The organism is Microbacterium sp. LWH12-1.2, from assembly GCF_040675825.1.
GTDB lineage: Bacteria > Actinomycetota > Actinomycetes > Actinomycetales > Microbacteriaceae > Microbacterium.
The window spans coordinates 1007728-1031937 of sequence record NZ_JBEGIJ010000001.1; the positions used below are offsets into that span (position 1 = coordinate 1007728).

The 24210-nt window shown below is 65.6% G+C and carries 27 protein-coding genes and 1 tRNA gene; 12 read left to right on the plus strand and 16 right to left on the minus strand.

Features of this window, described 5'->3' with window-relative positions:
* The first annotated feature begins 54 nt into the window (after window positions 1-54).
* Window positions 55-873, plus strand: coding sequence for an aminoglycoside phosphotransferase family protein (locus tag MRBLWH12_RS04810; RefSeq protein ID WP_363546680.1), 819 nt, complete (start codon window positions 55-57; stop codon window positions 871-873).
* A 93-nt stretch (window positions 874-966) separates the two neighbouring features.
* On the opposite strand, the gene MRBLWH12_RS04815 is transcribed toward MRBLWH12_RS04810, so the two are convergent.
* The 3 genes from MRBLWH12_RS04815 to MRBLWH12_RS04825 all read right to left on the minus strand — a co-directional run bounded on the left by MRBLWH12_RS04815 (window position 967) and on the right by MRBLWH12_RS04825 (window position 2583).
* The gene (locus tag MRBLWH12_RS04815) at window positions 967-1512 is read right to left on the minus strand and encodes a GNAT family N-acetyltransferase (protein ID WP_363546683.1); all 546 of its coding nucleotides are present in this window, start codon (window positions 1510-1512) and stop codon (window positions 967-969) included.
* A 72-nt stretch (window positions 1513-1584) separates the two neighbouring features.
* Window positions 1585-1962, minus strand: a complete 378-nt coding sequence (locus tag MRBLWH12_RS04820; protein WP_363546686.1) for a YciI family protein — start codon at window positions 1960-1962, stop codon at window positions 1585-1587.
* Window positions 1963-2055: 93 nt separating this feature from the next.
* Window positions 2056-2583, minus strand: coding sequence for a GNAT family N-acetyltransferase (locus MRBLWH12_RS04825; RefSeq protein ID WP_363546689.1), 528 nt, complete (start codon window positions 2581-2583; stop codon window positions 2056-2058).
* 143 nt (window positions 2584-2726) lie between these two features.
* Here MRBLWH12_RS04825 and MRBLWH12_RS04830 point away from each other — a divergent pair, with 143 nt between their 5' ends.
* Both MRBLWH12_RS04830 and MRBLWH12_RS04835 read left to right on the plus strand, forming a co-directional pair.
* Window positions 2727-3116 (plus strand): VOC family protein, encoded by a 390-nt coding sequence (locus tag MRBLWH12_RS04830; RefSeq protein WP_363551305.1) that lies wholly within the window; start codon window positions 2727-2729, stop codon window positions 3114-3116.
* A gap of 11 nt (window positions 3117-3127) precedes the next feature.
* Window positions 3128-3682 carry a GNAT family N-acetyltransferase gene (locus MRBLWH12_RS04835; protein ID WP_363546692.1) on the plus strand — a complete coding sequence of 185 codons (555 nt, stop codon included), beginning with the start codon at window positions 3128-3130 and terminating at the stop codon, window positions 3680-3682.
* Window positions 3683-3713: 31 nt separating this feature from the next.
* Here the strand turns inward: MRBLWH12_RS04835 and MRBLWH12_RS04840 are convergent, their stop codons facing one another.
* Window positions 3714-4796 (minus strand): DNA polymerase IV, encoded by a 1083-nt coding sequence (locus MRBLWH12_RS04840; RefSeq protein ID WP_363546695.1) that lies wholly within the window; start codon window positions 4794-4796, stop codon window positions 3714-3716.
* Window positions 4797-4925: 129 nt separating this feature from the next.
* On the opposite strand from MRBLWH12_RS04840, the gene MRBLWH12_RS04845 reads away from it, so the two are divergent.
* Both MRBLWH12_RS04845 and MRBLWH12_RS04850 read left to right on the plus strand, forming a co-directional pair.
* Entirely contained in the window at window positions 4926-5471 is a 546-nt protein-coding gene (locus tag MRBLWH12_RS04845) for a GNAT family N-acetyltransferase (protein WP_363546698.1), read from the plus strand.
* Window positions 5472-5588: 117 nt separating this feature from the next.
* Window positions 5589-6068: a hypothetical protein gene (locus MRBLWH12_RS04850; RefSeq protein WP_363546701.1), complete on the plus strand. Its 480-nt coding sequence runs from the start codon at window positions 5589-5591 to the stop codon at window positions 6066-6068.
* A 62-nt stretch (window positions 6069-6130) separates the two neighbouring features.
* Here MRBLWH12_RS04850 and MRBLWH12_RS04855 read toward each other — a convergent pair whose 3' ends face one another.
* Complete coding sequence (locus MRBLWH12_RS04855; RefSeq protein WP_363546704.1) at window positions 6131-6496, minus strand: VOC family protein; 366 nt, start codon at window positions 6494-6496, stop codon at window positions 6131-6133.
* Window positions 6493-7434: a GbsR/MarR family transcriptional regulator gene (locus MRBLWH12_RS04860; RefSeq protein WP_363546707.1), complete on the minus strand. Its 942-nt coding sequence runs from the start codon at window positions 7432-7434 to the stop codon at window positions 6493-6495. The genes MRBLWH12_RS04855 and MRBLWH12_RS04860 overlap by 4 nt, the downstream gene beginning before the upstream one ends.
* A gap of 164 nt (window positions 7435-7598) precedes the next feature.
* Between MRBLWH12_RS04860 and MRBLWH12_RS04865 the strand changes: the two genes are divergently transcribed.
* The 5 genes from MRBLWH12_RS04865 to MRBLWH12_RS04885 are packed head-to-tail and all read left to right on the plus strand — an operon-like array spanning window position 7599 to window position 11556.
* Window positions 7599-7847 (plus strand): hypothetical protein, encoded by a 249-nt coding sequence (locus tag MRBLWH12_RS04865; RefSeq protein WP_363546710.1) that lies wholly within the window; start codon window positions 7599-7601, stop codon window positions 7845-7847.
* Window positions 7848-7853: 6 nt separating this feature from the next.
* The gene (locus MRBLWH12_RS04870) at window positions 7854-9227 is read left to right on the plus strand and encodes a serine hydrolase domain-containing protein (protein WP_363546713.1); all 1374 of its coding nucleotides are present in this window, start codon (window positions 7854-7856) and stop codon (window positions 9225-9227) included.
* A gap of 21 nt (window positions 9228-9248) precedes the next feature.
* Complete coding sequence (locus MRBLWH12_RS04875; protein ID WP_363546716.1) at window positions 9249-9755, plus strand: DUF2127 domain-containing protein; 507 nt, start codon at window positions 9249-9251, stop codon at window positions 9753-9755.
* Window positions 9756-9783: 28 nt separating this feature from the next.
* Complete coding sequence (locus tag MRBLWH12_RS04880; protein ID WP_363546719.1) at window positions 9784-11115, plus strand: MFS transporter; 1332 nt, start codon at window positions 9784-9786, stop codon at window positions 11113-11115.
* Between the two features lie 21 nt (window positions 11116-11136).
* Complete coding sequence (locus tag MRBLWH12_RS04885) at window positions 11137-11556, plus strand: GNAT family N-acetyltransferase (RefSeq protein WP_341974818.1); 420 nt, start codon at window positions 11137-11139, stop codon at window positions 11554-11556.
* A gap of 9 nt (window positions 11557-11565) precedes the next feature.
* Here MRBLWH12_RS04885 and MRBLWH12_RS04890 read toward each other — a convergent pair whose 3' ends face one another.
* From MRBLWH12_RS04890 to polA, 6 genes are all read right to left on the minus strand, one after another.
* Window positions 11566-12315, minus strand: a complete 750-nt coding sequence (locus MRBLWH12_RS04890; protein WP_363546722.1) for a formylglycine-generating enzyme family protein — start codon at window positions 12313-12315, stop codon at window positions 11566-11568.
* Between the two features lie 19 nt (window positions 12316-12334).
* Window positions 12335-13081 (minus strand): SGNH/GDSL hydrolase family protein, encoded by a 747-nt coding sequence (locus MRBLWH12_RS04895; RefSeq protein WP_341978424.1) that lies wholly within the window; start codon window positions 13079-13081, stop codon window positions 12335-12337.
* A gap of 50 nt (window positions 13082-13131) precedes the next feature.
* The gene (locus tag MRBLWH12_RS04900) at window positions 13132-14484 is read right to left on the minus strand and encodes an MFS transporter (RefSeq protein ID WP_341974814.1); all 1353 of its coding nucleotides are present in this window, start codon (window positions 14482-14484) and stop codon (window positions 13132-13134) included.
* A gap of 49 nt (window positions 14485-14533) precedes the next feature.
* Window positions 14534-15568 carry an LLM class flavin-dependent oxidoreductase gene (locus tag MRBLWH12_RS04905; protein WP_363546726.1) on the minus strand — a complete coding sequence of 345 codons (1035 nt, stop codon included), beginning with the start codon at window positions 15566-15568 and terminating at the stop codon, window positions 14534-14536.
* A 108-nt stretch (window positions 15569-15676) separates the two neighbouring features.
* Complete coding sequence (locus MRBLWH12_RS04910; RefSeq protein WP_363546729.1) at window positions 15677-17350, minus strand: DUF885 domain-containing protein; 1674 nt, start codon at window positions 17348-17350, stop codon at window positions 15677-15679.
* Between the two features lie 63 nt (window positions 17351-17413).
* Complete coding sequence (polA, locus tag MRBLWH12_RS04915; RefSeq protein ID WP_363546732.1) at window positions 17414-20047, minus strand: DNA polymerase I; 2634 nt, start codon at window positions 20045-20047, stop codon at window positions 17414-17416.
* Window positions 20048-20092: 45 nt separating this feature from the next.
* Between polA and MRBLWH12_RS04920 the strand changes: the two genes are divergently transcribed.
* Complete coding sequence (locus tag MRBLWH12_RS04920) at window positions 20093-20521, plus strand: hotdog fold thioesterase (RefSeq protein ID WP_341974809.1); 429 nt, start codon at window positions 20093-20095, stop codon at window positions 20519-20521.
* On the opposite strand, the gene MRBLWH12_RS04925 is transcribed toward MRBLWH12_RS04920, so the two are convergent.
* Both MRBLWH12_RS04925 and MRBLWH12_RS04930 read right to left on the minus strand, forming a co-directional pair.
* The gene (locus MRBLWH12_RS04925; protein ID WP_363546734.1) at window positions 20496-21059 is read right to left on the minus strand and encodes a GNAT family N-acetyltransferase; all 564 of its coding nucleotides are present in this window, start codon (window positions 21057-21059) and stop codon (window positions 20496-20498) included. The genes MRBLWH12_RS04920 and MRBLWH12_RS04925 overlap by 26 nt on opposite strands.
* Window positions 21059-21694: an ANTAR domain-containing response regulator gene (locus MRBLWH12_RS04930; RefSeq protein ID WP_341974806.1), complete on the minus strand. Its 636-nt coding sequence runs from the start codon at window positions 21692-21694 to the stop codon at window positions 21059-21061. Before MRBLWH12_RS04930 ends, MRBLWH12_RS04925 begins: the two co-directional genes overlap by 1 nt.
* Before the next feature lie 99 nt (window positions 21695-21793).
* Here MRBLWH12_RS04930 and MRBLWH12_RS04935 point away from each other — a divergent pair.
* Window positions 21794-21876 (plus strand) — tRNA-Leu (locus MRBLWH12_RS04935).
* A 42-nt stretch (window positions 21877-21918) separates the two neighbouring features.
* On the opposite strand, the gene MRBLWH12_RS04940 is transcribed toward MRBLWH12_RS04935, so the two are convergent.
* Window positions 21919-22575, minus strand: a complete 657-nt coding sequence (locus tag MRBLWH12_RS04940; protein ID WP_363546737.1) for an esterase/lipase family protein — start codon at window positions 22573-22575, stop codon at window positions 21919-21921.
* Window positions 22576-22746: 171 nt separating this feature from the next.
* Entirely contained in the window at window positions 22747-24195 is a 1449-nt protein-coding gene (gene pyk, locus MRBLWH12_RS04945; RefSeq protein ID WP_341974803.1) for a pyruvate kinase, read from the minus strand.
* Window positions 24196-24210 lie beyond the last annotated feature (15 nt).

Consider the following 24210-nt stretch of genomic DNA (forward strand, 5'->3'; position numbering starts at 1 on the left):
ACGGCCAGGCGCTTCTTTGAAAGAGTCGCCTACAAGCCCCATAGGCTGTGTGGCATGCCGTCTCGGACTCACGATCTGCGCTTCAGCGACACCGAGGTCCGGAAGAGATTTCTGCATTGGGCTGACGGAGAAGCTGATCGTGAGTGGAACTGCCTCCGCCTCATTTGGGAACACGCGCCCGGGATCACTCCCCGACCGCTGAGACGAGAGACTATCGAAGGCCATCCGGTCGTGATCATGGAACGGCTGGCTGGAGAGCCCCTCGGCCACACGCCGCTGACATCTGAGCAGACAGTGTCTCTGGGGCGGGCGTTGCAGCGCCTGTACAGCATTCCCGTCGAGCACATCGCGGCCGCGGGGATCACAGAGCGCCGCTACGGCCCGTCGTCGCTTCCTCATGCCCTCACGGGCTGGCTGAGCAGCACCTACGACCTCTCCCCCTGCCAGGATTCGTTACAGGTGGCGGACGGAATCGAAGCCGCGCGTGAATGGCTGGCTCGACCCGATGTACTCCCAGACCCGCGGCTCGTGGCACTCGGGATCGCGGATCTGAACCCCGCGAATATCCTCTGGGATGGTCGTACATGCCGCCTTGTTGATTTCGAAGACGGTGGCCTCACAGATCCGGCATACGACCTGGCCGATCACGTCGAGCACATTGCCGCTCGCCTCGATGGCGTGTTCGATGCCGAAGCGCTGACCGCCGCTGTCGGCTTGTCAGAAGAAGAGCGGGAGCGGATGCGTGCATACCGACCGCTCTGGGCAGCCTTCTGGTTGGCGATGCTCCTCCCAGGCAACAGCGCTTTCCGCCGCAACCCGCCTGGCACAACTGAAGCTCAGGCCCGCCATTTTATGCGGCTCATCAACCGGTAGCCGTGCGACTTCATCCGGGCGCGGGCAGCGGCGAGCGGCAACCGAGGGCGGTGGTGAGGAAGTTCCGGTCCGGGGATCGGTCGCTGACTTCAGCTACTGCGGCCTGATGAGCCCGTACACGACCATGTCGCGGCGTTCATCGCCGATCGCCTGCCAGGAGCGGAGCAACCCTTCGCGTTCAAATCCGGCGCGCTCAGCCGTCCGACATGATGCCTCGTTCGCCGGCTCAACGTGGAGTTGCAGCCGATGAAGCTCGGGGATGCTCCACGCCCACTCTGAAAGGGTCTGCAGCGCGCTGAAGGCGTGCCCGCGACGGCGACGGCTTGGGCGGATCCAGTAGCCGATCGTTGCGCGTCCGTGATGCAGATCCCGCAGCCAGAGCCCGATCTGCCCCACGCATTCGTGATCGGACTGGATTGCGAACGAGTAGCCGGGGCCGGTGCTCGCGCGTTCATGCTGCCTGGCGATCCATTCCGCGGCGAGACCAGGATCGACGACGTCAGGAACCGTGGTGACAGCTGTGATCGCCGGGTCCGCCGACGCATCGAACACGGCCTCGACATCCGTCTCCTCAAACGGGCGGAGGAGAACGCTGGTCCCCGTGATGCGGGGAACAACGATTCGTGGGAAGGGTGCCATCACCCCAGTATTCCCCTCCCCGCACGTGACACGAATGGAGCCGGCACATCGCACGCCGCCTCGTTTCGCGGGCTACTCCGTGGGTGCCTCCTGCAGGGCGCGCACCTCGATGCGGCCCTGCAGAGCGGTTGCGGCCTTGATCGTCCACTCGATGGCGGCATCGTCGTCGGCCGCTTCGATCACCCAGAAGCCCCCGACGTAAGAATCTGCCACGACGAACGGCTCGTCGAGCACTCGGGTCTCCCCCGATGAGACGTCGACCGTCTTCGCGGTCGACGGCGGGTTGAGGCCGCCGGCGAAGAGAAGGGCGCCGGCATTCTTCAGTTCGGTGTTGAATGCATCGACGGCTGCCATGACGGCTGCGAGTTCTGCCGGGGCGAACTCCTGCATCGAGGCCATGGTCGGTTCTGTCGCCGTGTCGTGAGGCACGGTCAGGAAGTACTGCGACATGGTCGGATCCTTTCATTCCGGGACGACGTCATGTCGCCCTCACTACTACGTCGAACGAGATGGCGCCCGATCGACATCTCAGACATCATGGCGTCAGCTGTCCCGTACGGTCAGCAGACTGCGACCGTGCATGGAATCGGCATTCACGCGTCCGGTGTCGCGGAACCCGAGCTTCTCGAGGACCCGCCGCGACGAGACATTCCAGTCCCATACCGTCGCCCATAGCCGCGGATAGCCGAAGTCCGCCGACCGCGAGATCACGGCCCACGCCGCCTCGGTCGCGTACCCGTGATTGTGAAAGTCGCGCAGCAACTCGAACGCCAACTCGGGTTCGTCGGCCTCCCCGTTGCCATTGAAGACCAGCCCGCAGTATCCGATGACGGCCGCGCCCTTACGCTCCACGGTGAGAAGGCCCAGTCCCGAGTCGCCCTGCTGTTCGCGGATATGCGACACGATATCCGCCTCCGTTGGCCGCCCGTCCGGGCCGATCTGTCGGTGCGGTGGCACGCGTGCATCCCGCTCGGTCCACAACTGATGAAAGACGGCCGCATCCCCCACTCGCTGTGGTCGGAGGATGAGTCGGTCGGTCTCGAGGGTGTTCGGATCGGGTGCCTTCGACATACGCGCATTGTCTCAGCAGCGGTATCAGAAGTGTCAGCGCGGCGATCGAAGATCCCGAAGGATGAACGTGGCCGGTGCTAGATTTATCTCGACGTCAAGATAAATCTGGAGATCAAGTGAGATTACATCACGTACAGGTGTCCATGCCTCCCGGCGGCGAGGAGACGACACGTCGCTTCTATCGAGATGCTGTCGGGTTGACCGAGGTCGACAAGCCGCCATCGCTCGCGGGACGGGGAGGATGCTGGTTTCGCAGCGTTGATGATGGAGGCGTGAACGCCGAGATCCACGTCGGCGTCGATGACCCGTTCATGCCGGCGAAGAAGGCGCACCCCGCGCTCGTGGTCGAGAGCGTCGCGGCGCTCGAAGCGATGGCGCAACGGATCGAGGCAGGCGGCTTCGACCTGTCCTGGGCCGATCGTGAAACGTTTGAGGGATACATCCGGTTCCATGCCCGCGACGGATTCGGCAATCGGTTGGAGGTCTTGACTCCGCACCCGTCATCGTCGCCCGCTGCCGTGCGGGGCTCGTAGACTCTCGTCTCGTGGTTGAACACGTCAGGAACGTCCCGCACGACTCGCTTTCGGCAGGCGACACGGCTGAGTTACGGTCACTTTTCGACCGCGAGTATGCCGCGGCGTTCGGGCCCTGGGAACCCGATGCACCGTACGGCTACGCGCCGGCCGACGTGCACACGATGGTCTTCGACGGCGCGGAGTTGGTGGCTCACGTCGGCCACCAGATCCGCACCATCTTCGTGGGCAGCGCCACCGTGACAGTGGCCGGAACCGGTGGCGTGCTCGTGGACGCCACCCGGCGCGCGACGGGGCTGGGCACGCGAGCCATGGAACACGCCCAGGACGCGATGCGCGCGAACCCGTTTGTCTCCTTCGGATATCTCGGTTGCCGGGACGAGGTCATCGCCTTCTACGAAGCGACCGGGTGGCGCCGGATCCAGGTCGTCGAACACTGCGTTTCCTGGCAGAAACCCCATGAGATCATCACCACTCGCGACTCCCCGATCCTGATCTATCCCGTCCATTCGTCCCTGCAGGAGTGGCCTGAGGGCGAGGTCGACCTGCACGGCACTCCGTGGTGACCGGACACCACCCACGGGGTGAAATCACCGCTCAGATCCTCCCGCGCACCGGCGTTCGCTCGGCAGCGTCACCGTCAACGGGCATCTCCATCTCGGCGCGTACACCGAGCAGGCGCACCTCGCGTCCCTCGTCGAGTGTGCCGCCGAGAGCCAGTGCCGCAGCGATGAAGGTTTCGCGACTGGTCGTCGGCTCAGCGAGCTTGCGTCCAGTCGTCTTGGTGACGAACGGCGCGTAGCGCACCTTGAGATGAACGCGGATGACCGCTCGTCCCTCTGCCGCGCAATCGTCGAATGCCTCTTCCGCCAGCCCGCGGATGGCTTCCTCGATCTCTCGCGCCGTTGTCAGATTCGCCTGAAACGTCGTTTCCCGGCTGTGGCTGCGCGCGACCCATGGTGTGTCGTCGACGACGCTCGGCCCGTCTCCCGAGCCGAGTCCGTGATACCAGACGCCCATCTTCGGTCCGAATTCGGCGACCAGATCGTCCCGTTCAGCGTCGGCGAGCTCACGGACGGTATGGATGCCGAGATCCGCGAGCCGCGTCTGCACCCTGGAGCCGACGCCCCAGAGGTCGCGGGTCGGTCGCTCCCCCATCACTTCGAACCAGTTCTTCTCCGTCAGACGGAAGACCCCGCCCGGCTTGCCGAACTCGGTCGCGATCTTGGCGCGGATCTTGTTGTCGCCGATGCCCACGGAACAGTGCAGACGCGTCGCCTCGAGGACAGCGGCCTGGGCGTCGCGCGCGACGGTCTCAGGGTCATCGGTGCTCACGCCCAGAAAGCACTCGTCCCAGCCGATGACCTCCAGCACGACTCCTGGTCGAGCGCGCAGCGTCATCATCACTGCGTCGGATGCCGCCTCATAAGCCTCGTGATCGACAGGGAGGAACACGGCGTCATCCGGGGCCTTGCGGGCAGCGATCTTCAACGGCATCCCCGAGCCGATCCCGTAAGCACGAGCTTCGTACGAGGCGGTGGAAACGACGGCCCGTTCCGTCGGATCGCCGTTGCCGCCGACGATGACGGGCTTGCCGGAGAGTTCCGGGTGGCGCAGCACCTCGACGGCGGCGATGAACTGATCCATGTCGACGTGCAGCACCCAGGGAGCCGGATTCATCAGATGCTCCAGGTACCTCTCGCGTGCGCTCGCATGGCGCCCACTGTAGCCCCGCACCTGCACGCCGGTCACGATTTCCGTGGGCGATGGTTCCGGCGGAAGCCCCCGCGCACCTGAGATGCTGGTCGTGTGAGCAAAATCCGAATCACGGCGTGGGATGCCACGGACACGCAGCTCGAGAGAAGCGCCGAACTTTACGCCTCGGTCTTCGCCGAACCCCCGTACGGCGAGGATCCGGGGACGAGTCGCTCTTCGTTCATCGAGCGCGTACAGCGCTACGCCCTGTCGCACGCAGACTTCCGATTTCTGATCGCTACTCATGGTGACGACGTGATCGGGCTGGTGCTCGGCACAGGGGCGGCCGAAGGCGACTGGTGGCGGGACCGCCTGACGGAGGTGCTCAGTCACGAGCAGCAGGAGGAATGGCTCGGTGAGGCCTGCTTCTCGATCGCGGAGCTCGCGGTCTCCCCCGATTTTCGGCGCGAGGGTGCCGCTGAGCAGCTGATGGATGCGGTACTCGAGAACCTGCCCTACGAGACGGCGATCCTGGGATGCTACGCCGATGCGCTCCCGGCTCGACGGCTCTATTCGCGGCTCGCGTGGGACCCGATTGAATCGGGCGTGCACATCGGCGCCTCCCCCGCGCTGGAGATTCTCGGCCGACGACTTCGCTGACCTCCGACACATCCCGCGCACAGCTGACTCGACGACAGTCCCGGTATCTTCGTGTGGTTTACTGGGCGACGTTTGCGTGCACGTGCGCAGACGCTGAAACGCACTATGGGGGAATCAATGAATCGTCGTATCGCAGCGCTGACCATCGCCACCGTCGCCGTCCTCGGACTCACCGCATGTTCTGGGTCGCCGTCGTCCTCCGGCGAATCGACTCCGAACGCTGGGAACTCCGCCCCCGCGCAGGAGCAGAGCAGCGACCAGTCGTTGACCGATGCCTGTGCAGAGGCGGGCGCTCAGGTGCAGAAGGCTACCTCCGGTCTGAACGATCTGGACGTCGCGGCCGCGGCAGCCGACCCGCAGGGAACGATCGCGACATACACCGAGGCCGCCGAGGCCGTCGGTGCTGCCGCCGAATCGATCTCGAATCCAGAGGTCAAGGCCGCCGTCAGCGCATTCCACGAGGACTTCTCGTCCATGACGGACATCCTCTCGAAGGTACTCATCGACCAGGACACGGCCGCGGTCGCCGAGCTCGGCGCCGTCGCGACAGAGATCCAGGAATCGGCCGCTGCAGTCGGCGAACTCTGCGCCGGTTGATCACTGCCTGAACGAAACGGAGCCCCGCAAATCGCGGGGCTCCGTTTTCGCTTGCTGTCGTGTCAGTCCCTCGCCCACACACCGAGTTCGTTTCCGCTCGGGTCTGTGAAATGCAGGCGTCGTCCGCCCGGGAACGCGTACGGCCCCTGTGTGATCGTGCCCCCGGACTCTACGACAGCGCGGGCCGAGCCGTCGAGGTCGTCGGAGTAGAGCAGCACGAAGGGACCTCCGACCGGACGCGCTTCTTCACTGACCAGAAGACCACCGACTTCGACTCCGCCCGCCCGCGAGGCGATGCCTGCGTACCCCGGGCCGTAGTCGACGAACTCCCACCCGAAGGCGCGGGCGTAGAAAGACTTGGCGGCGTCGAGGTCGGTGACGGTGATCTCGACGTAGTTGATCGAATGATGCATTGCGGCGGTGGTCATGAATGCACCCTAGCTTCGCTCCCAGCGCCGAGGGAGCGCGGGCAGTGCAATGCGGCTTGTTGCTGCGGAGACAGCCGGTCTACACGGAGCTCCGCCGTGTGGCTCTCACCCACGCGTTGCACGATGAAGGGATCCGCCAGCGCTGGGCGACTCACGAGCCGGTCTAATGCAGTGGCTGCGCGTGTCGCTGGCCACCCCATTCCGAGCGCGATGTCTTCGGATGTGAGGGCCGTTCCCGTGTGGATGAGGGCGGCGAGCACCGTCTTCGCGTCTCGAGTGTCCGTATCGGTCAGATCGCCTCCGCGCATCTGCTCGGTGAGCCCACTGAAGAAATCGCTCATCGCCAGCAATCGTCGCCCCGCTGAACTCTGCCCGCCGAACACCGCTGTTCCCCGGGCGGAGGCGGCGGCAACGCGCGCGTGGGCTGTGGAATCGCTCTGAAGTGCATGGAGCCAGACATCTTCGTCGATGGAGTAGATCTCCCTGCGTCCACGGTCCGGCCTCCTCGTCAGCAGCCGCATCTCTTCGAGGTATCGAACCGCTCTCGAGACTGCAGCAGGGCTCACCCGCAGTTCGCGGACAAGTTCGGCGGCGGTGCGAGCCCCGGCATCAGACGTCAGCACGACCGTGAAGACACGTGCGGCCGTGCGGGGCATGCCCGTCGCGGTCAGCAGGCTCGAGAATTCCTCGGCGAATGTTCGCCGCTCGTCGTGGAGCTCGTGAGGGTACTCAGGCGGATGCAGTGCGCGCGGGCGGCGCTTCGCGCTGTCATGCGCGTTCTCGGCCGAGTACAGATTGTGTCCGTTCCGAGCCACTTCGCGACTGATCGTGGACGTGGGGCGTCCCACTCGTCGGCCGATCTCGGCGAAGCTGAGGCCTTCGCTGACCCCGGCCGCGATCTCACGGCGATCGGTCAGTGTGAGCCGTCCCGAGGTCATGGGCGCCTCCTGTTCGTTTCCCTCGTGCCGAATGCAACGCGTGATTGCGTTCAGCGATTGGCCAACGCAACGATACGCCAGAATCGAACGAATTGAGTTGACCCAGAGTCGGTCGATACGTAGCGTTTCAGCCAAATGAAACGTCTGGAGTTCACATGCACATCATGGCAATCTCAGATCTGACCGACGAGAACCAGTTCTGGAACGCTCTCAAAAAGGCACACAGAAGACTGCCGGCGAGCGGGAAATGGGTGCTCGCGGTCGCCTCGAAGGACGGCGCGAAAGCGGTCAATGTCTTCGAGCATGATTCGCTGGACGCGGCTCGCTCATTCTTCGAAGAGCAGGTCGGCAACGCCGCGATCACTCAGTTCTTCGAAGCCGACGCGGCGAACGCTGTCGGCCTGGGCAAGTGACCAGACGTGAACACGGAGAACCTGAGAGCCCGGCTCACCTCGATCTTCGCAGTCCATGGGACGCCAGGCGCTTCCGTCGGCATCCTGCATCGGAGCGTCCTGACAGAGCTCGCTTTCGGAATCACGGACGTGCGCACCGGTGACCCGGTGCGCACCGACACGATCTTCCAATGCGGCTCATTGACGAAGACGTGGACCGCGCTGGCTTTCATGCAGTTCGTCGACGAACTCAGGGTCGATCTCGATCAGCCGGTGAGGACGTATCTTCCGGACTTTCGGGTCAGCGACCCGAACGCGAGCGCGTTCACAACACCGCGTCAACTGCTCAACCATACGAGTGGCATCGAGGAGGAGTACGGTGACCCCGGCGAGGGCGATGACGTCTACGAGCGGATGATCGCTGAGATCGCCGACGCGCCACAGGTCAGTCCGGTCGGTCACACACACGGATACAGCGCCGCTCTCGGCTACGCGATCCTGGCGCGCATCATGGAGGTGATCGATGGGCGCAGGTGGGACGAGATCATGAGAACGCGGCTCTTCGTGCCGATGGGCCTGACCGGGACGAACAGCAGACACGATCAGGTTGATCCGAACCGCGCTGCAGCCGGACACCTCATCCTGTCGGAGACGGATGCTCCCCTGTCGACTCCGATCGACCACCTCCCGCGTGCGTATGGCCCTGGTGGCAACGTGACCTCCACGGCTGCCGAAGTTCTGGCGCTCGCGCACGTCTTCCTCCGCACAGGCGTCGCACCGAACGGTACTCGGATCGTGACGGAAGCGGCTGTTCACGAGATGATGCACTCGCGCGTTCCTGTCCCTGACCCGTACATGTTCGGACCGCAATGGGCACTCGGCCTGATCGTGAGCGACTGGGCGGGGAAGACGGTGTACGCGCACGACGGCAGCACGATCGGCCAGAACGCCCGGCTGCGCATTCTTCCCGACGAGGATCTCGCAATCGTGATTCTGACGAACGGAGGACAGCGTGAATCGATGTGCAAGGAACTGTTCGATACGATTCTCACCGAACTCGGTATCCCGGCGATTCCGCCGCTCCCTGACCCCGATCCCACGCTCGCTCTCGACCCGGCACCGTACGTCGGGCTGTATGAGCGTGCGGGGACAGAGTTCGAGGTCAGAGCTGTCCGGGGTGGAATGATCCTCACGATGGGGCTGGACCCGATGCACGCAGAGCTGATGGGCTTGCCTGATCGGATCACCTACGACCTCTTGCCGATCAGTGCGAGCCACTTTCTGTTGCCGCCGACATCTGCCCAAGAAGACCCGCAGACACTGGCGATCTACGACTTCGACGATCAGGGAAGCGCTCGCTACCTGCACTTCAACGGTCGGGTGTTCCCGCGGCGCAGATAGCCCTTTCGATACGATCGCCGCATGCCCGAGTCACCGGACCACACCCTGCTCGATCGAGTTTTCGATGTCAGTATCGCGCTCAAGGGCATCGTCGGAATCGCCGAACTCGTCGGCGGTTTCGCGTTGTTCTTCGTGAACCCGGAAATGATCCGGCAGTCGCTCGGATGGCTGACTGCCCACCTGCTCGTCGGACATGATCACTCGCCGCTCGCAATGTGGTTCGACCACCTTGCCGACAACCTCGGGACAGACGCCACGATCTTCGCCGCGGTGTATCTGATCCTCCATGGCGTGATCAAGGTGGTGCTGGTGTGGGCACTCCTGAAGCAGCAACTCTGGGCGTACCCGTGGATGATCGTCGCTCTCGTGGTCTTCATCATCTATCAGGTGTACGAGATCCTGGTGCACTTCACGTGGGCGATGGTCGTGCTGACCCTGTTCGATCTCTTCATCGTCGCTCTCACGCTGCGGGAATGGCAGCTGCACCGCGAGTCACACGCAGCAACGCGGGCTGCAGCGCCCGCGTAGGGCTCCGCGCCAGGAGTAGCGTTGACTTGTGCGCACCATCCCCGTCTCCCCCACTGCGCGACCGGGATGGCGTGCGTGGCTGATCTGGTCCGTCGGCGTCGCCGCGTACGTCCTCGCCATCACGAATCGCACCTCGCTCGGCGCGGTCGGCGTCGACGCCGCGGATCGTTTCCAGGCGGACGCCGCCACTCTCGCGCTCTTCGCCGTCGTCCAGCTCGCGGTCTACGGAGGCATGCAGATCCCGGTGGGCGTGCTGCTCGACCGCTATGGATCTCGGCCGATCATGACGATCGGCATGCTCCTCATGGCGGCCGGTCAGCTGACGATGGCGCTCTCGCCCAGCATCGGTGTCGCGCTCATTGCCCGCATCCTGCTCGGCGCTGGTGACGCGGCGATCTTCCCCGCCGTTCTCCGGCTGGTCGCGACCTGGTTTCCCGCCCAACGCGCCCCGCTCATGGTGCAGTTCACCGGGATCATCGGTCAAGCGGGTCAGCTGGTGGCACTCGTCCCGCTCGCCGCGTTCCTGCACGCGACGAGCTGGACCATCACGTTCGGGAGTATCGCCGGGCTCGGTGTGCTGTTCTCGATCCTCGTCGCGATGGTCATCCGGAATCACCCGCCGGAACGCGGTGCCGACGTGTCCGTCAACACCGACACCGGAGTCATCCGCGTCGTCACCTCCGCGATCGACACCGGAGTCGGCATCCGTGCCTCCTGGGCCCACCCCGGTACACGCCTCGCGTTCTGGTCGCATTTCACCACGCCGTTCGCCGGAACCGCGTTCGTGCTGCTCTGGGGAATGCCCTTCCTCACTGCAGGCCAAGGCCTCAGCACCGCGCACGCGGCCGGAATCATCTCGGTCTATGTCATCGCCGGTATGGCACTCGGTCCGGTGATCGGCGAGCTGTCCCGGCGCATCCCCAACCAGCGTTCGTACGCCCTCGTGCTGCCCGCCGTCGCCGTGCAATTGGTCGCCTGGGTGAGCGTCATCGCATTCCCTGGCCCAGCGCCCGTCTGGCTCCTGTACGCACTTGCTGTCGCCCTCGCCACCGGCGGACCCGCATCGATGATCGCCTTCGACCACGCTCGAACGCACAACCCGTCTCATCGCCTCAGCACCGCGACCGGTGTCACGAACGCGGGTGGCTTCATCGCTGCGCTCATCGCGATCTTCCTCATCGGACTCGCCCTCGACATGCAAGGTGCAGGGACCCCGGAGACCTACTCCCTCGACGCGTTCCGCATCGCTTTCCTGACGCCGATCCCCCTGTGGATCATCGGGGTGGTCTTCATCGTGATCGAACGTAAGCGTACCCGCATCCGGATGGGACTCGACCCCGAACGCGTCCGTCGCCGTTGATCCGGGTTCGTAGGATGGATCATGCCTTCGTCCTACACCTTCTCGAATGACACCTCCCGTATCGATCGCGAGCGCGTGCACGCCTGGCTGAGCGAACAGTCCTATTGGGCCGCCGGCCGCGCGCGTGAGGTACAGGATGCCGCCATCGACGGGTCCCGTAACTATGGGATCTGGAACACATCCGGTGAACAGGTCGCCTACGCGCGCGTGGTCACGGATGCCGTCACCTTCGCGTGGCTGTGTGATGTCTTCGTCGCGGAGGAGGCACGCGGAAGCGGGATCGGAAAGATGCTCATCGAGAATGTCATCGCGGATCTGCAGCCGCTCGGCCTCACCCGGGTGCTCCTGGCAACAGCAGATGCCCATGGCCTTTACGCCCAGTACGGATTCGCCCCCGCCGAAGATCCGAACCGCTACATGATCAAGCAGATGCGGCCCTGACCCGCGCTCTCACTGCCCGCGAGGCGTCCAACCGGACGGGAGCGCCCCGTCGATCAACGCCCGCTCCCGGTCGGCTCGCGCCGACCAGCCCTGTGCCTCACCGGGTGTGTCGAAGGCGCCGCGCGCGAGCCTCAACCCGACGTCTTCGTGATGCATGCGCGGAGCACCTCCTCGGCGCACCGATGCGCGCACGCTCCAGGCGTCGTCGGCGAAGCCGCCGCCGCGGAACACGCGATAGTCGTCGTATCGCGCGGGATCAAGCAGATCCCAGCACCATTCCCACACGTTGCCGAGCGTGTCGAACAGGCCGTTGAGATTGGGGAGCTTGAGACCCACGGGCTGCGGCGTGTTCACACCGTCGGCGCTCGTCCACGCGGCATCCGTGAGCGGTGCGTAGTGGGGGCCGGTCGAACCGGCACGGCATGCGAACTCCCACTCGGCTTCGGTGGGAAGCCGATAACCGTCTGCGGTCACGTCCCAGGTGACGTCCTCGCCGTCGAATCGGTAGGCCGGATCCAGGCCTTCCCAATCGGACACGGCGTTGCAGATTCGTACAGCGCGCAGCCAGCTGACATCGCCCGCGGGATGGCGTGGATTCCGTGCCGATATCCCCAGGATCTCTGCGAGCTGCTCCTCCGTGATGGGATACACCCCGATCTCGAACTCTGCGAGTTCTACGACGCGCTGCATCTTCCGCCGCGCGTCGTGCAGCGTGACCGATCCTTCGGAAATCCGCGCGAGTTCGATGTCGCCCGTCATGACCTGGCTGCCACCTGGTTCATTGCGGCACTCGGTCGACCCACGTGGGGTACTTGGCCGCGCGTCCATCGCCTGACGACGTCCTGGTCACGCGACGCTTGACCCACGGCCCCACGTGCTCACGGTAGTAGGCGAGCCCGGAGCGACCGGTGGTTGTGCGCTCCGGCGGTGCCCACCACGTCTCCGGTGGCTCGAATCCGAGCGCGTGCAGCACGCGTGCCGCCACTCGGTGGTGCCCGGCGGCGTTCATGTGCAGACGGTCCTCGGACCAGTACGGGGCGCGGGCCAACTCGTTATCCGGCCAGTTGAGGGCGCGGATCACATCGGGGCGATGCTCCACGCGACGCAGCACGGCTTCGGAGAGCAGGTCGCCGCGTCGCTGCACGACGTTGCCCATCGGGAGCTGACCACTGGGGTTCGCCCCCGACAGGAGGATCATGGTGACTCCCTCTTCGTCGCACCGGCGCAGGACCCGGCTGAACGCGTCGGCGATATGTTCGACGTCGGTGCGCGGACGCAGCATGTCATTGCCGCCGCCGTTGAATGAGAGGTGAGTGGGGTGAAGAGCCAGCGCAGGTTCGAGCTGCTGCTCGACGATCGGCCAGGCGAGCCGGCCCCGGATGGCGAGGTTCGCGTACTGGATCGAGTGTCCCGCGGCGTTCGCCCAGCCTTGTGCAGCGAGGTCGGCCCAGCCTCGCTCCCGGCCATCGGGTAGGACGTCGCCGACGCCCTCGGTGAAGGAGTCGCCGATCGCCACGAAACGCACGTCAGTCACCCGTCCAGAATATGCCCGGCAGCGACCGCCCAGAACCGGGATCAGCGGTCGTCGAGCGCGACACCCTTGCGATCGACAAGGCCCCAGGCGGCGGTTGCTGCGATGAGGAAGCACGCGCCGAAGACCGCGAAGAGCAGCGGTGCGCCGCCCGCGACCAGCAGGATCGGCACCACGAGCGGAGCCACGATCGACGCGATCCGACCGACACCCGCGGCCCAGCCGGCACCGGTGGCGCGCAGCGACGTCGGGTAGATCTCCGGAGTCACGGCGTAGAGAGCGCCCCAGGCGCCCAGGTTGAAGAACGACAGTGCCATGCCGGAGGCGATGATCGCCGGCTCTGTCGTCGCGGTGCCGAAGAAGACCGCCGAGACGGCTGAGCCCACGAGGAAGACGGAGAGGGTGGTGCGTCTCCCCCACACCTCGATCAGCCACGCCGCGACCGCGTAACCGGGGAGCTGGGCGAGGGTGATGATGAGCGTGAAGCCGAAGGATCTCACGAGATCGAATCCCGCCTCGACGAGGATGCTGGGGATCCATATGAACGCGCCGTAGTACGCGAAGTTGACGGTGAGCCACACGAGCCAGAGGCAGATCGTCCTTCTGCTGAACTCCGGGTTCCAGAGGGTCTGCAGGCGCGCACGTGCGGTCACCGCGATGGAACGGGACGGCGGCTCCTTGCGGATCGCGGGTTCTGCGACCACGCCGGCATCCGCCTCGAAAGCAGCAACGATGCGTTCTGCTTCGGCGATGCGACCGCGCGATGCCAACCATCGTGGCGACTCGGGCAGCCCCCAGCGCACGACGAGCGCGTAGAGCGCGGGGATCGCGCCGAGCGCGAATGCCCAGCGCCAGCCGTCGGCGGATGCAGGGATGACGAAGTAGCCGATCAGGGCGGCCGCCGTCCACCCGACCGCCCAGAACGCCTCGAGGATCACGATCAGTCGCCCGCGGATCCTGGCTGGAGCGAACTCGCTGACGTATGTGGAGGCCACCGGCAGTTCGGCGCCCAGTCCCAGGCCGACCAAGAACCGGAGCGCGAGCAGGGCGGCGAGGCCGCCGACGAACGCGCTGGCACCCGTTGCGATGCCGTAGACGAGAAGGGTGATGGCGAACACCTGGCGTCGCCCCAGACGATCGGCGAGCAATCCGCCCAGTGTCGCGCCGACCGCCATGCCAACGAATCCGACCGAAGCGATCCACCCCGCTTCCGTCCGGGTGAGATCCCACTGCTGGACGAGCGCGGCGAGGATGAACGAGATCAGCCCGACATCCATGGCGTCGAGGGCCCACCCGAGGCCGGAACCGGTCAGAAGCCGGGCGTGCCTGCGGGTGAACGGGAGCTCATCGAGACGCTCGGCGAGCGAAGCACGACTCGGCAAGGCGGTGTTGGCCATGCTCCTCATCGTAAACGTGCGCCGAGGCCACGCGCTGCGCCGTGACGGCTCAGTTCTTTGCGTCGAGGATGGCGCGCACTCGCGGGATCACCTCGGTGCCATAGAGCTCGATGCTGCGCATCATCGCGTCGTGTGAGAGCGTTCCGGTCGCGTACTTCAGATCGAATCGGCCGAGGCCGAGCGTCGTGACGGTGTCTGCGATCTTCTGCGCGACCCGGTCCGGCGAACCGACGTACAGCGCGCCTTCCGGGCCGACGTCATTCTGGAACCGCGCTCGACTGTACTGCGGCCAGCCGCGTTCGCGCCCGATGGTGTTGTTCATCGCCTCGAATCCGGAGTACGCGGCGTCCCACGCCTCCGCGTCGGTGGCGGCGATGTGCCCGGGTGAGTGCACGGAGATCGGATGCGAGGTCGTCCCGAATGCGGCGACCGAGCGGTGGTACAGCTCGACGAAGGGCTTGAAGCGCACGGCCGGCCCGCCGATGATGGCCAGCATCAGACCGAGACCGTGACGAGCGACCCGCACCACCGACTCCGGGCTGCCACCGACCCCGACCCACGCACGAAGGCCGTTCTCGGTCTTTGGGAAGACATCCGCGTTCTCCAAAGACGCGCGCATCGTTCCGGACCAGGTCACCGGCTGCTCCTTGAGCAGCTCCACGAAGAGGTCGAGCTTCTCCTCGAAAAGAGCCTCATAGTCTCGCAGGTCGTATCCGAACAACGGGAAGGACTCCGTGAACGATCCGCGGCCCAGCACCACCTCTGCGCGACCGCCGGAAAGCGCGTCCAACGTGGAGAACCGCTCGAACACGCGCACCGGGTCATCCGATGACAGCACGGTCACCGCCGTGCCGAGACGAATGCTCTTCGTGCGCGCGGCGATCGCTGCGAGCACCATCTCCGGCGCAGAGACGGCGAACTCGGTGCGGTGGTGCTCCCCCACTCCGAAGAAGTCGACGCCGACGGCGTCTGCCAACTCGGCCTGAGCCACGATGTTGCGGATCGTCTGCGCTGCGGTGAGCAGCGTTCCGTCCGCGTCGCGGGTGATGTCGCCGAATGTGTCCAGCCCGAACTCGATATCCATGTGCGTCAGCCTTTCGTATTCACATGAATGAACCGTGCGGATCGCTCCGGCATTCCCGGCAACGACCCGCACGGTTCCCGAGATCAGGGAGACCGCGCCGAGTGCCGGTCAGCGCAGCAGCGCGGTGCGCAGCGTGTCGAGCCCGACGCCGCCCATGTCGAGAGCGCGCTTGTGAAACTCCTTGATATCGAAGTCTGCGCCTCGCTCGGCCTGGTACACGTCACGCACCTGCTCCCAGATGCGTTGTCCCACCTTGTACGACGGGGCCTGGCCCGGCCACCCCAGGTAGCGGTTTACCTCGAACTGCACGAACTGGTCCGACATGTTGACGTTGCGTCGCATGAAGTCCAGCGCGTACTCGGCGTCCCAGATACCCGTTCCGTCAAGGCGGGGCTTGCCGAGGTGCACACCGATGTCGAGGACGACGCGGGCCGCGCGCATCCGCTGGCCGTCGAGCATGCCCAGGCGATCGGCCGGATCGTCGAGATAGCCGAGCTGCTGCATCAGGCGCTCTGCGTACAACGCCCAGCCCTCGGCGTGCCCAGAAGTGCCGGCGAGAAGACGACGCCACGAGTTCAGTTCTGCGCGGTTGTGCACCGCCTGCGCAATCTGCAGGTGGTGTCCCGGAACGCCCTCGTGGTAGACCGTGGTCAGCTCACGCCAGGTGTCGAACTCGGTGACGCCCTCGGGCACCGACCACCACATCCGCCCGGGACGGGAGAAATCATCCGTCGGGCCGGTGTAGTAGATCCCGCCTTCCTGTGTCGGGGCGATCATGCACTCGAGCGTGCGGATCTGCTCCGGGATGTCGAAGTGCGTCGCACCGAGCTCGGCGACCGCACGATCGCTGGTCTCCTGCATCCAGCGCTGCAGCGCCTCGGTGCCGACGAGCTTGCGGGCGGGATCCGCCTCGAGGTGCGCGACGGCCTCTTCGACCGATGCGCCGGGCAGAATCTCGTTGGCGATGGCGGTCTGCTCGGCCACCATGCGGGCCAGCTCTTCACGACCCCACTCGTAGGTCTCGTCGAGGTCGATCGTCGCGCCGAGGAACCGACGCGAGTTGAGGGCATACAGCTCGCGGCCGACCGCGTCGACGCCACCGGCGACGGGCGCCAGCTCGTCGGCGAGGAATCGACCAAGGTCGTCGTAGGCGACGCGTGCTGCGGCCGAGTTGTCGGCGAGCGTGCGCGCGAGCGACGCGGGCAGCTGCCCCTCGTCCGGCGTGGCCTCCGCGACGAACGCGGCGAAGAATCCGTCGTCTGCCGTGTACCGAACGATCTGCGAGGCGACCTCGACGACCTGCCGTCGGGCCGGGGTCACGCCCTGGGCGATCCCCTCGCGAAGCGTCTCGGTGTAGCCGCGCAGTGCATCAGGAACGGCGGCGAGACGCTTCGCGATGACGCTCCAGTCGTCGGCCGTGGCCGTCGGCATCAGGTCGAAGGCCGCTCGGACGTCCTGGGCGGCGGAGGCGATCACGTTCAGGTCGCGCAGATGCCAATTCGCGTCGTGGAGGTCGAGGTCGAGCTGCAGTTCGGCGCTCAGATCGGTCTTCGTGACCTCGTCGATCGCGTCGACGGGCTCCAATGCCGAGAGCTTGCCGAGGGTCGCGCGGGTCGCCTCGGTGATCTCCTCGAGTCCGGCAGGGCTGAGATCGCCGAAGCGATCGCCCGCCTCAGTGCGTCCGATGTAGGTGCCGAGCGTCGGAGACAGCACGGCAATGGTGTCGACCCATTCATCGGCGACCTTGTCGATGGCAGAGGGAGTACGGGGGGCTGAAGTCATCCCTCCAGCCTATCCCTCGCCCCCCGCGCCAGCAGGCCCCGGTCGCCCGTCGTGTCTCTGCTCTCAGTGCGCCGCTTCGTTCCAGTTCTGTCCGCGTCCGACCTGCACGTCGAGCGGAACCGACAGCTCCGCGGCGCCGCCCATTCGCGTGCGGACGATGCGCTCCGCCGCATCCCACTCCCCCGGTGCGACCTCGACGACGAGCTCATCGTGGATCTGGAGCAAAGCGCGCGAGGCGAGGCCCTCCGTGCGTAGATCGTCGTGGATACGGAACAGCGCGATCTTCATGATGTCGGCCGCACTGCCCTGGATCGGTGCGTTGAGCGCTGCGCGCTCGGCGTTCTCGCGCAGTACTCGGTTGGGGCTGGCGAGGTCGGGGAAAGGACGACGTCGTCCGAAGATCGTCTCGGTGTAACCGACTTCCTTCGCCTTCATCACCGAGGCGCGCAGATAATCGCGCACGGCACCGAATCGTGCGAAGTACTCGACCATGAGCTGCTTCGCCTCGGACTGTTCGATGCGCAGCTGCTTGGACAGTCCGAACGCCGACAGACCGTAGACGAGGCCGTACGACATCGCCTTGACCTTCGTGCGCATCGCCGAGGTGACATCGCTCGGTTCGACACCGAACACCCGCGCACCGACGAATCGGTGCAGGTCCTCTCCGCTGTTGAAGGCCTCGACGAGTCCCTCGTCGCCGGAGAGATGAGCCATGATGCGCATCTCGATCTGCGAGTAGTCGGCGGTCAGCAGGGTCTCATAGCCGTCGCCCACCTGGAAGGCGCTGCGGATGTGACGCGACTCCTCGGTGCGCACCGGGATGTTCTGCAGGTTCGGGTCGGTGCTGGAGAGCCGGCCGGTCTGGCTCCCGGTCTGCACGTAGGTCGTGTGCACCCGGTGGTCATCGCCGATCGCGGTGTCGAGCGACTCGATGATCTGCCGGAGCTTCGTCGCCTCCCTGTGCTGGAGCAGCAGGTTCAGGAACGGATGCGGATTCGTCTCCTGCAGGTCGACGAGAACCGCGGCATCCGTGGAGTAACCGGTCTTCGTCTTGCGGGTCTTGGGAAGCTGAAGGTCTTCGAAGAGCACTTCCTGCAGCTGCTTCGGGGACCCCAGATTGAACTCGCGTCCGACGACCGTGAATGCCTCTTGGGCGAGCGCCTCGGCGCGCGTGGCCAGCTCGGTGGAGAACGTCGAGAGCACGTCATGGGAGACGGCGACCCCGGCGACCTCCATATCGGCGAGCGTGAGCAGAGTCGGCAGCTCGATGTCGATGAGCACCTGCGACACGCTCTCCGGAATGTCCTCGCGAAGGGCGGCCGCCGTTCGCAGCGTGAACCACGCCTCCTGAGCGGGGGTGGCTCCCTCGGTCTCGGGGACGAGCTGCGTCGGATCCGCCTGCGGCAGCTTTTCGCCGAGGTATCGCTCTACGAGGTCGGCGAGCGTCTTGTCCGGGTAGCTCGGCCGCAGCAGCCAACCGGCGAGATTCGTGTCGTACGCCAGCCCGGCGAGCTGGATGCCGACGCGGCGCAGCGACTTCACCTGAGGCTTGGCATCGTGGAAGACCTTCGGGGCATCGGACTCGAGCCAGGCGCGCATCGACTCGGCACTGTCGTCGTTCCAGTCGGTCTCGCGCAGCTCCGTCTCAGTGGCGGCGCCGATGCGCGTCGGGAGGCCTCCCGCGGTGTTCATCCGAAGCGCCACGTCACCGGACTGCGCCTGCGCCCAGGCGGCGAGCTCTGCCGGCGTCACTTCGACCGGTGTCGGCAGCACGACGACGGATGCCGGATCCTCGGCGACCTCTCCGGCACCGACCGCCTCGAAGACGCGGGGCAGCAGCGTGCGGAACTCGAGGCGCGCGAAGATGTCACGCACGGCCTGCGCATCGATCGGAGCGACCTCGAGGTCCGCCGGGCCGACCGGAAGCTCCACATCGCGGAGCAGCCGGTTCAGCTGTCGGTTACGGCGGACATCGTCGATGTGGGTCTGGAGATTTCCGCCGACGACACCCTTGATCTCGCCTGCGCGCTCCAGCAGTTCATCGAGCGAACCGAACTGCGTCAGCCACTTCACTGCGGTCTTCTCCCCCACCTTGGGGACGCCGGGCAGATTGTCGCTGGTCTCGCCGACGAGCGCGGCGATGTCGGGGTACTGCTCCGGGCGCACTCCGTAGCGTTCCTGAACCGTCGTCGGGTCGTAGCGCTTCAGCTGCGAGACGCCCTGAACCGACGGATACAGCAGGGTCACGTCATCCGTCACCAGCTGGATCGTGTCACGATCGCCGGAGACGACGAGAACCTCGAATCCCTGCTCAGCGCCCTGGCTCGCGAGAGTTGCGAGGATGTCGTCGGCCTCGATCCCCTCCTTTGTGAGGACCTGGATGGACATCGCCGCGAGGCAGTCCTGCAGGAGCGGGATCTGTCCGCGGAACTCCTGCGGGCTCTCCGATCGGGTCGCCTTGTACTCGGGGTACACGTCGGTACGGAAGGAATGGCGGGAGGTGTCGAACGCGATCGCCATATGCGTCGGCTGCTCGGCCTTGATGAGGTTCACCAGCATCGACAGGAAGCCGTAGATGGCGTTCGTGTGCTGATTGTCCTTCGTGGTGAAGTTCTCGACCGGGAGGGCGAAGAATGCACGATAGGCGAGCGAATGGCCGTCGACGACCATGAGGGTAGGCTTTGCGGAGTCCGTCACCCTGTCAGCCTAACGAGGACGACAGACACCCGCTGAGGAGGATCGATGAGCGAGACCGCGACGACCGAAGGACTCGACTGGGCCACCGCCCGCGGGATGGGCGCGCTCGCCCAGAAGATGGGCATGGAGTTCCTCGAGTTCAGCCTCGAGCGCTGTGTCGCGACCATGCCGGTTGAAGGCAACACGCAGCCCGTCGGCTTGATGCACGGCGGCGCGTACGTCGTCCTCGGCGAATCGCTCGGATCGATGGCTGCGAACCTGCACGCGGGCCCTGGCCGCCTGGCAGTCGGTGTGGACATCAACGCCACGCACACCCGATCCGCGACCTCGGGGGTCGTCACCGGCATCTGCACGCCGATCCACCTCGGCCGCAGCGTCACTGTGCACGAGATCGTCGTGACCGACGATCAGGGCCGCCGTTGCTCGACGATCCGCATCACGAACATGATCAAGGACGTGCCGGCGGCACGCTGAGCGGCTCCTCGAGGATCCGCTGGAACAGGATGTGGTCCTGCCACTTCCCCGCGATCTTCAGATAGCGAGGAGCCGCGCCGATCCGCTCGAATCCATTCGCGCCCAGCACACGCTGCGAACCGTGATTCTGGACGAGAGTCGCCGCCTGCAGCCGATGCAGACGCACCTCGTCCCGAGCGTAGGAAACGACCTGAGCGACAGCTCTCGTGCCGAGCCCCCTCCCCTGACGCGCGCCGTCGACCCAGTAGCCGAGGTCCGCGCTCCAGAAGGCGCCGCGGACGATGTTGTTCAGGTTCACGCGGCCGCGGATCTCGCCATCGGCTGATTCGATCACGAATCGAACGCCGCGACCCGTCGCTGCATCCTCCAGGCAGGTTGCGACATGCCGTTCCTGGTCCTCGGACGTGAAGAACGCTTCGCTTCTCGTCGGCTCCCAGGGCGCCAGATGCGCTCGATTGGCTGTGTACGCGCGCGCGAGCGCCACCCCGTCACCGGTGTGCACCGGACGCAGGATGTGCTCCGCGTCGAGTGCGAACACTACTTCTTCGGTGCGAGCTGCTCGATGATCGCCTTGGCGACATCCTGCATGGTCAGTCGGCGGTCCATGGACGCCTTCTGAATCCAGCGGAATGCTTCCGGCTCGCTCAGGCCCATCTTCTCGTTGAGCAGGCCCTTGGCACGATCGACCAGCTTGCGGGTCTCGAAGCGCTCGACCATATCGGCGACCTCGGCCTCGAGCGTGATGATCTGCTCGTGACGGGCCAGCGCGATCTCGATCGCCGGGAGGAGGTCGTTCGGAGTGAACGGCTTGACGACGTAGGCGAGAGCGCCCGCCTCGCTCGCGCGCTCGACGAGTTCCTTCTGGCTGAACGCGGTGAGCAGCACGACGGGGGCGATGTTCCCCTTGTGAAGCTTCTCGGCGGCGCTGATGCCATCGAGCTGCGGCATCTTGACATCCATGATGACGAGATCCGGGCGCAGCTCGGTCGCCAGCTGAACGGCCGTCTCGCCGTCACCGGCCTCGCCGACGACGTCGAAGCCGTTGTCACGGAGGATCTCGACGATGTCGAGGCGGATCAGCGATTCGTCCTCTGCGACGACGACGCGTCGGGGTGCGGATGCTGTCGGCTGCTCAGACGGCTCAACATGCTCTTGCTGTTCTTGCTCGGTCACAGACCCATCCTACTGGAGAGGCCGCTGAACGGACGGTGGGCGACCGTGCTGAGCAGAGCAGGGCGCTCGCTGCGCTAAAGTCGAAGACGCGACACACGAGCCGGCGTGGCGGAATGGCAGACGCGGAGCACTCAAAATGCTTTGTCCGAAAGGGCGTGTGGGTTCGAGTCCCACCGCCGGCACTTCAATGGGGCGACCTGTCATGCCGTGCACAGCCGCTTTCCTCAGCCCGCGAAGACGGCGATCTCGGCGACGACGCGCGGGTGGGCGAGTATCCGGAAATGACCACCCGTCTCGAGACGCATGTTGGTCGCTCCGATGAGCTCGCTCCCCTCCGGAATGTGCGGATCGAAGCGCGCGAAGATCGAGATGATCCTCGAATTCGCCGTGCGGTCCTGCGTGAGACCCACGATCGACGGATCATCCGGCGACAATGCTCGCAGGGTGCGTGTCGGCATCATTCGGGCATACCTCGATCCACCGAACGGCGTGGCGACGGCGATCATGCCCCGCACCCGATCAGATGCCGCGCTGATCATCACGAGCTTGCCGGCGAGGCCGCCCTTGCTGTGGGCGACGAGAACCGCGTCGCCCAGGTCGTACCGCTGCAGGTAATCCGTGACCTGGTCCGCCATCTCGGCCACGGAGTGCAGGTTCCGCTCGAGCGTCTCGATGACATGCACCGGATGCCCGCGCGCATGCAGCGCTTCGACGATCGGTTGCATGAACCGCCAGGTCTCGTAGATACCGGGCAGGACGATGATCGGCGCGCGATGCCCGGTACGGAATGTCGATGCATCCGTTCGGCTCATCAGCGCGCGCGTCTGCCAGTAGGCCGCATAGACATAGTCCAGGAGCCACCAGGCTGCCGCTTTCAGCACTCCGTCACGCGTTCCGTGATCGGCAAAATGCGACCGGCATCGTGCGGGTGGTTCACCATGTTTGCCACCGTACTCCCGCCAGGAAGAACGGCGTCGGGGGCTTGACGTTCGTGGCCGCGACACGCAAGAGGGTCGGGACCGTCTGGTCCCGACCCTCCTCGCGTCAGTGCGTCAGATGACAGCCTTGTAGATGGGGGCGGCGCCGCCGACGGCGTCCCCGACCTTGTGGACGCGGATGTCGTTCGTGGAACCCACGATTCCGGGAGGGGATCCCGAGATCACGACGACCCGGTCACCGGTCTCCGCGAGGCCGTTGGTGAGCAGATAGGTGTCCACCTGGAGATACATGAGGTCGGTGTGCTGGACCAGATCGACGAGCGTCGAGCGGATGCCCCAGGTCAGTGCCATGCGACGGCGGATGCCGGGCTCCGGCGTGAATGCGAGCATCGGGATGCGCGAGCGCAGTCGCGAGAGGCGCCGGGCGGAATCCCCGGACTGCGTGAACACGCAGAGGAACTTCGCATCGACGAACTCGGCGACCTCGAGCGCCGCGAGAGTGATCGCGCCACCCTGCGTGCGCGGCTTGGTGTTGAGCGGCGCGATGCGCTCGAGACCGTGCTCTTCGGTGGATTCGATGATCCGAGCCATCGTCTCGACGACGATGACCGGGTAGTCACCCACGCTGGTCTCACCGGAGAGCATCACCGCGTCGGCGCCGTCGAGGACGGCGTTGGCGACATCGGAAGTCTCGGCGCGCGTCGGCACCGGGCTGTTGATCATCGACTCGAGCATCTGCGTGGCGACGATGACGGGCTTCGCCATGCGACGGGCGAGCTCGACGGCGCGCTTCTGCACGATCGGCACTGCCTCAAGCGGAAGTTCCACACCGAGGTCGCCGCGGGCGACCATGATGCCGTCGAACGCGTCGACGATTCCCTCGAGCGCGTCGACCGCCTGCGGCTTCTCGATCTTGGCGATGACCGGGATCTTCACGCCTTCCTCGGCCATGATCTCGTGCACGCGCTCGACGTCGCTGGCATTGCGCACGAACGACAGTGCGATGAGGTCGGCGCCGATGCGCAGGCCCCAACGCAGGTCGTCCTCATCCTTCTCGCTCAGCGCCGGCACGTTCACAGCCACGCCGGGAAGGTTGATGCCCTTGTTGTTCGAGACCGCTCCGGCCACGACCACGCGGGTCGTCACGGTCACGCCGTCGGTCTCGACGACCTCGACCTTGACCTTGCCGTCATCGATGAGGAGGAAGTCTCCGGCGTTGACGTCCTGCGGGAGGCCCTTGAACGTGGTGCCGCAGATGTCCTTGTTGCCGATGATGTCTTCGGTGGTGATCTTGAAGATGTCACCGACCTCGAGCTCGTAGGGGCCGCCCTCGAACTTGCCGAGGCGGATCTTCGGCCCCTGGAGGTCGACGAGGATCGCAACGGCGCGACCGGAGTCCTCGGCAGCGCGACGGACGTTCGCGTAGTTGTTCTCGTGCACGGAGTAGTCACCGTGGCTGAGGTTCAGGCGGGCGACATCCACTCCGGCGTCGATCAGTGCGCGCACGGTGTCGTAGGTGGAAGTGGCAGGGCCCAGGGTGGCGACGATTTTCGCGCGTCTCAACAGATACTCCAGATT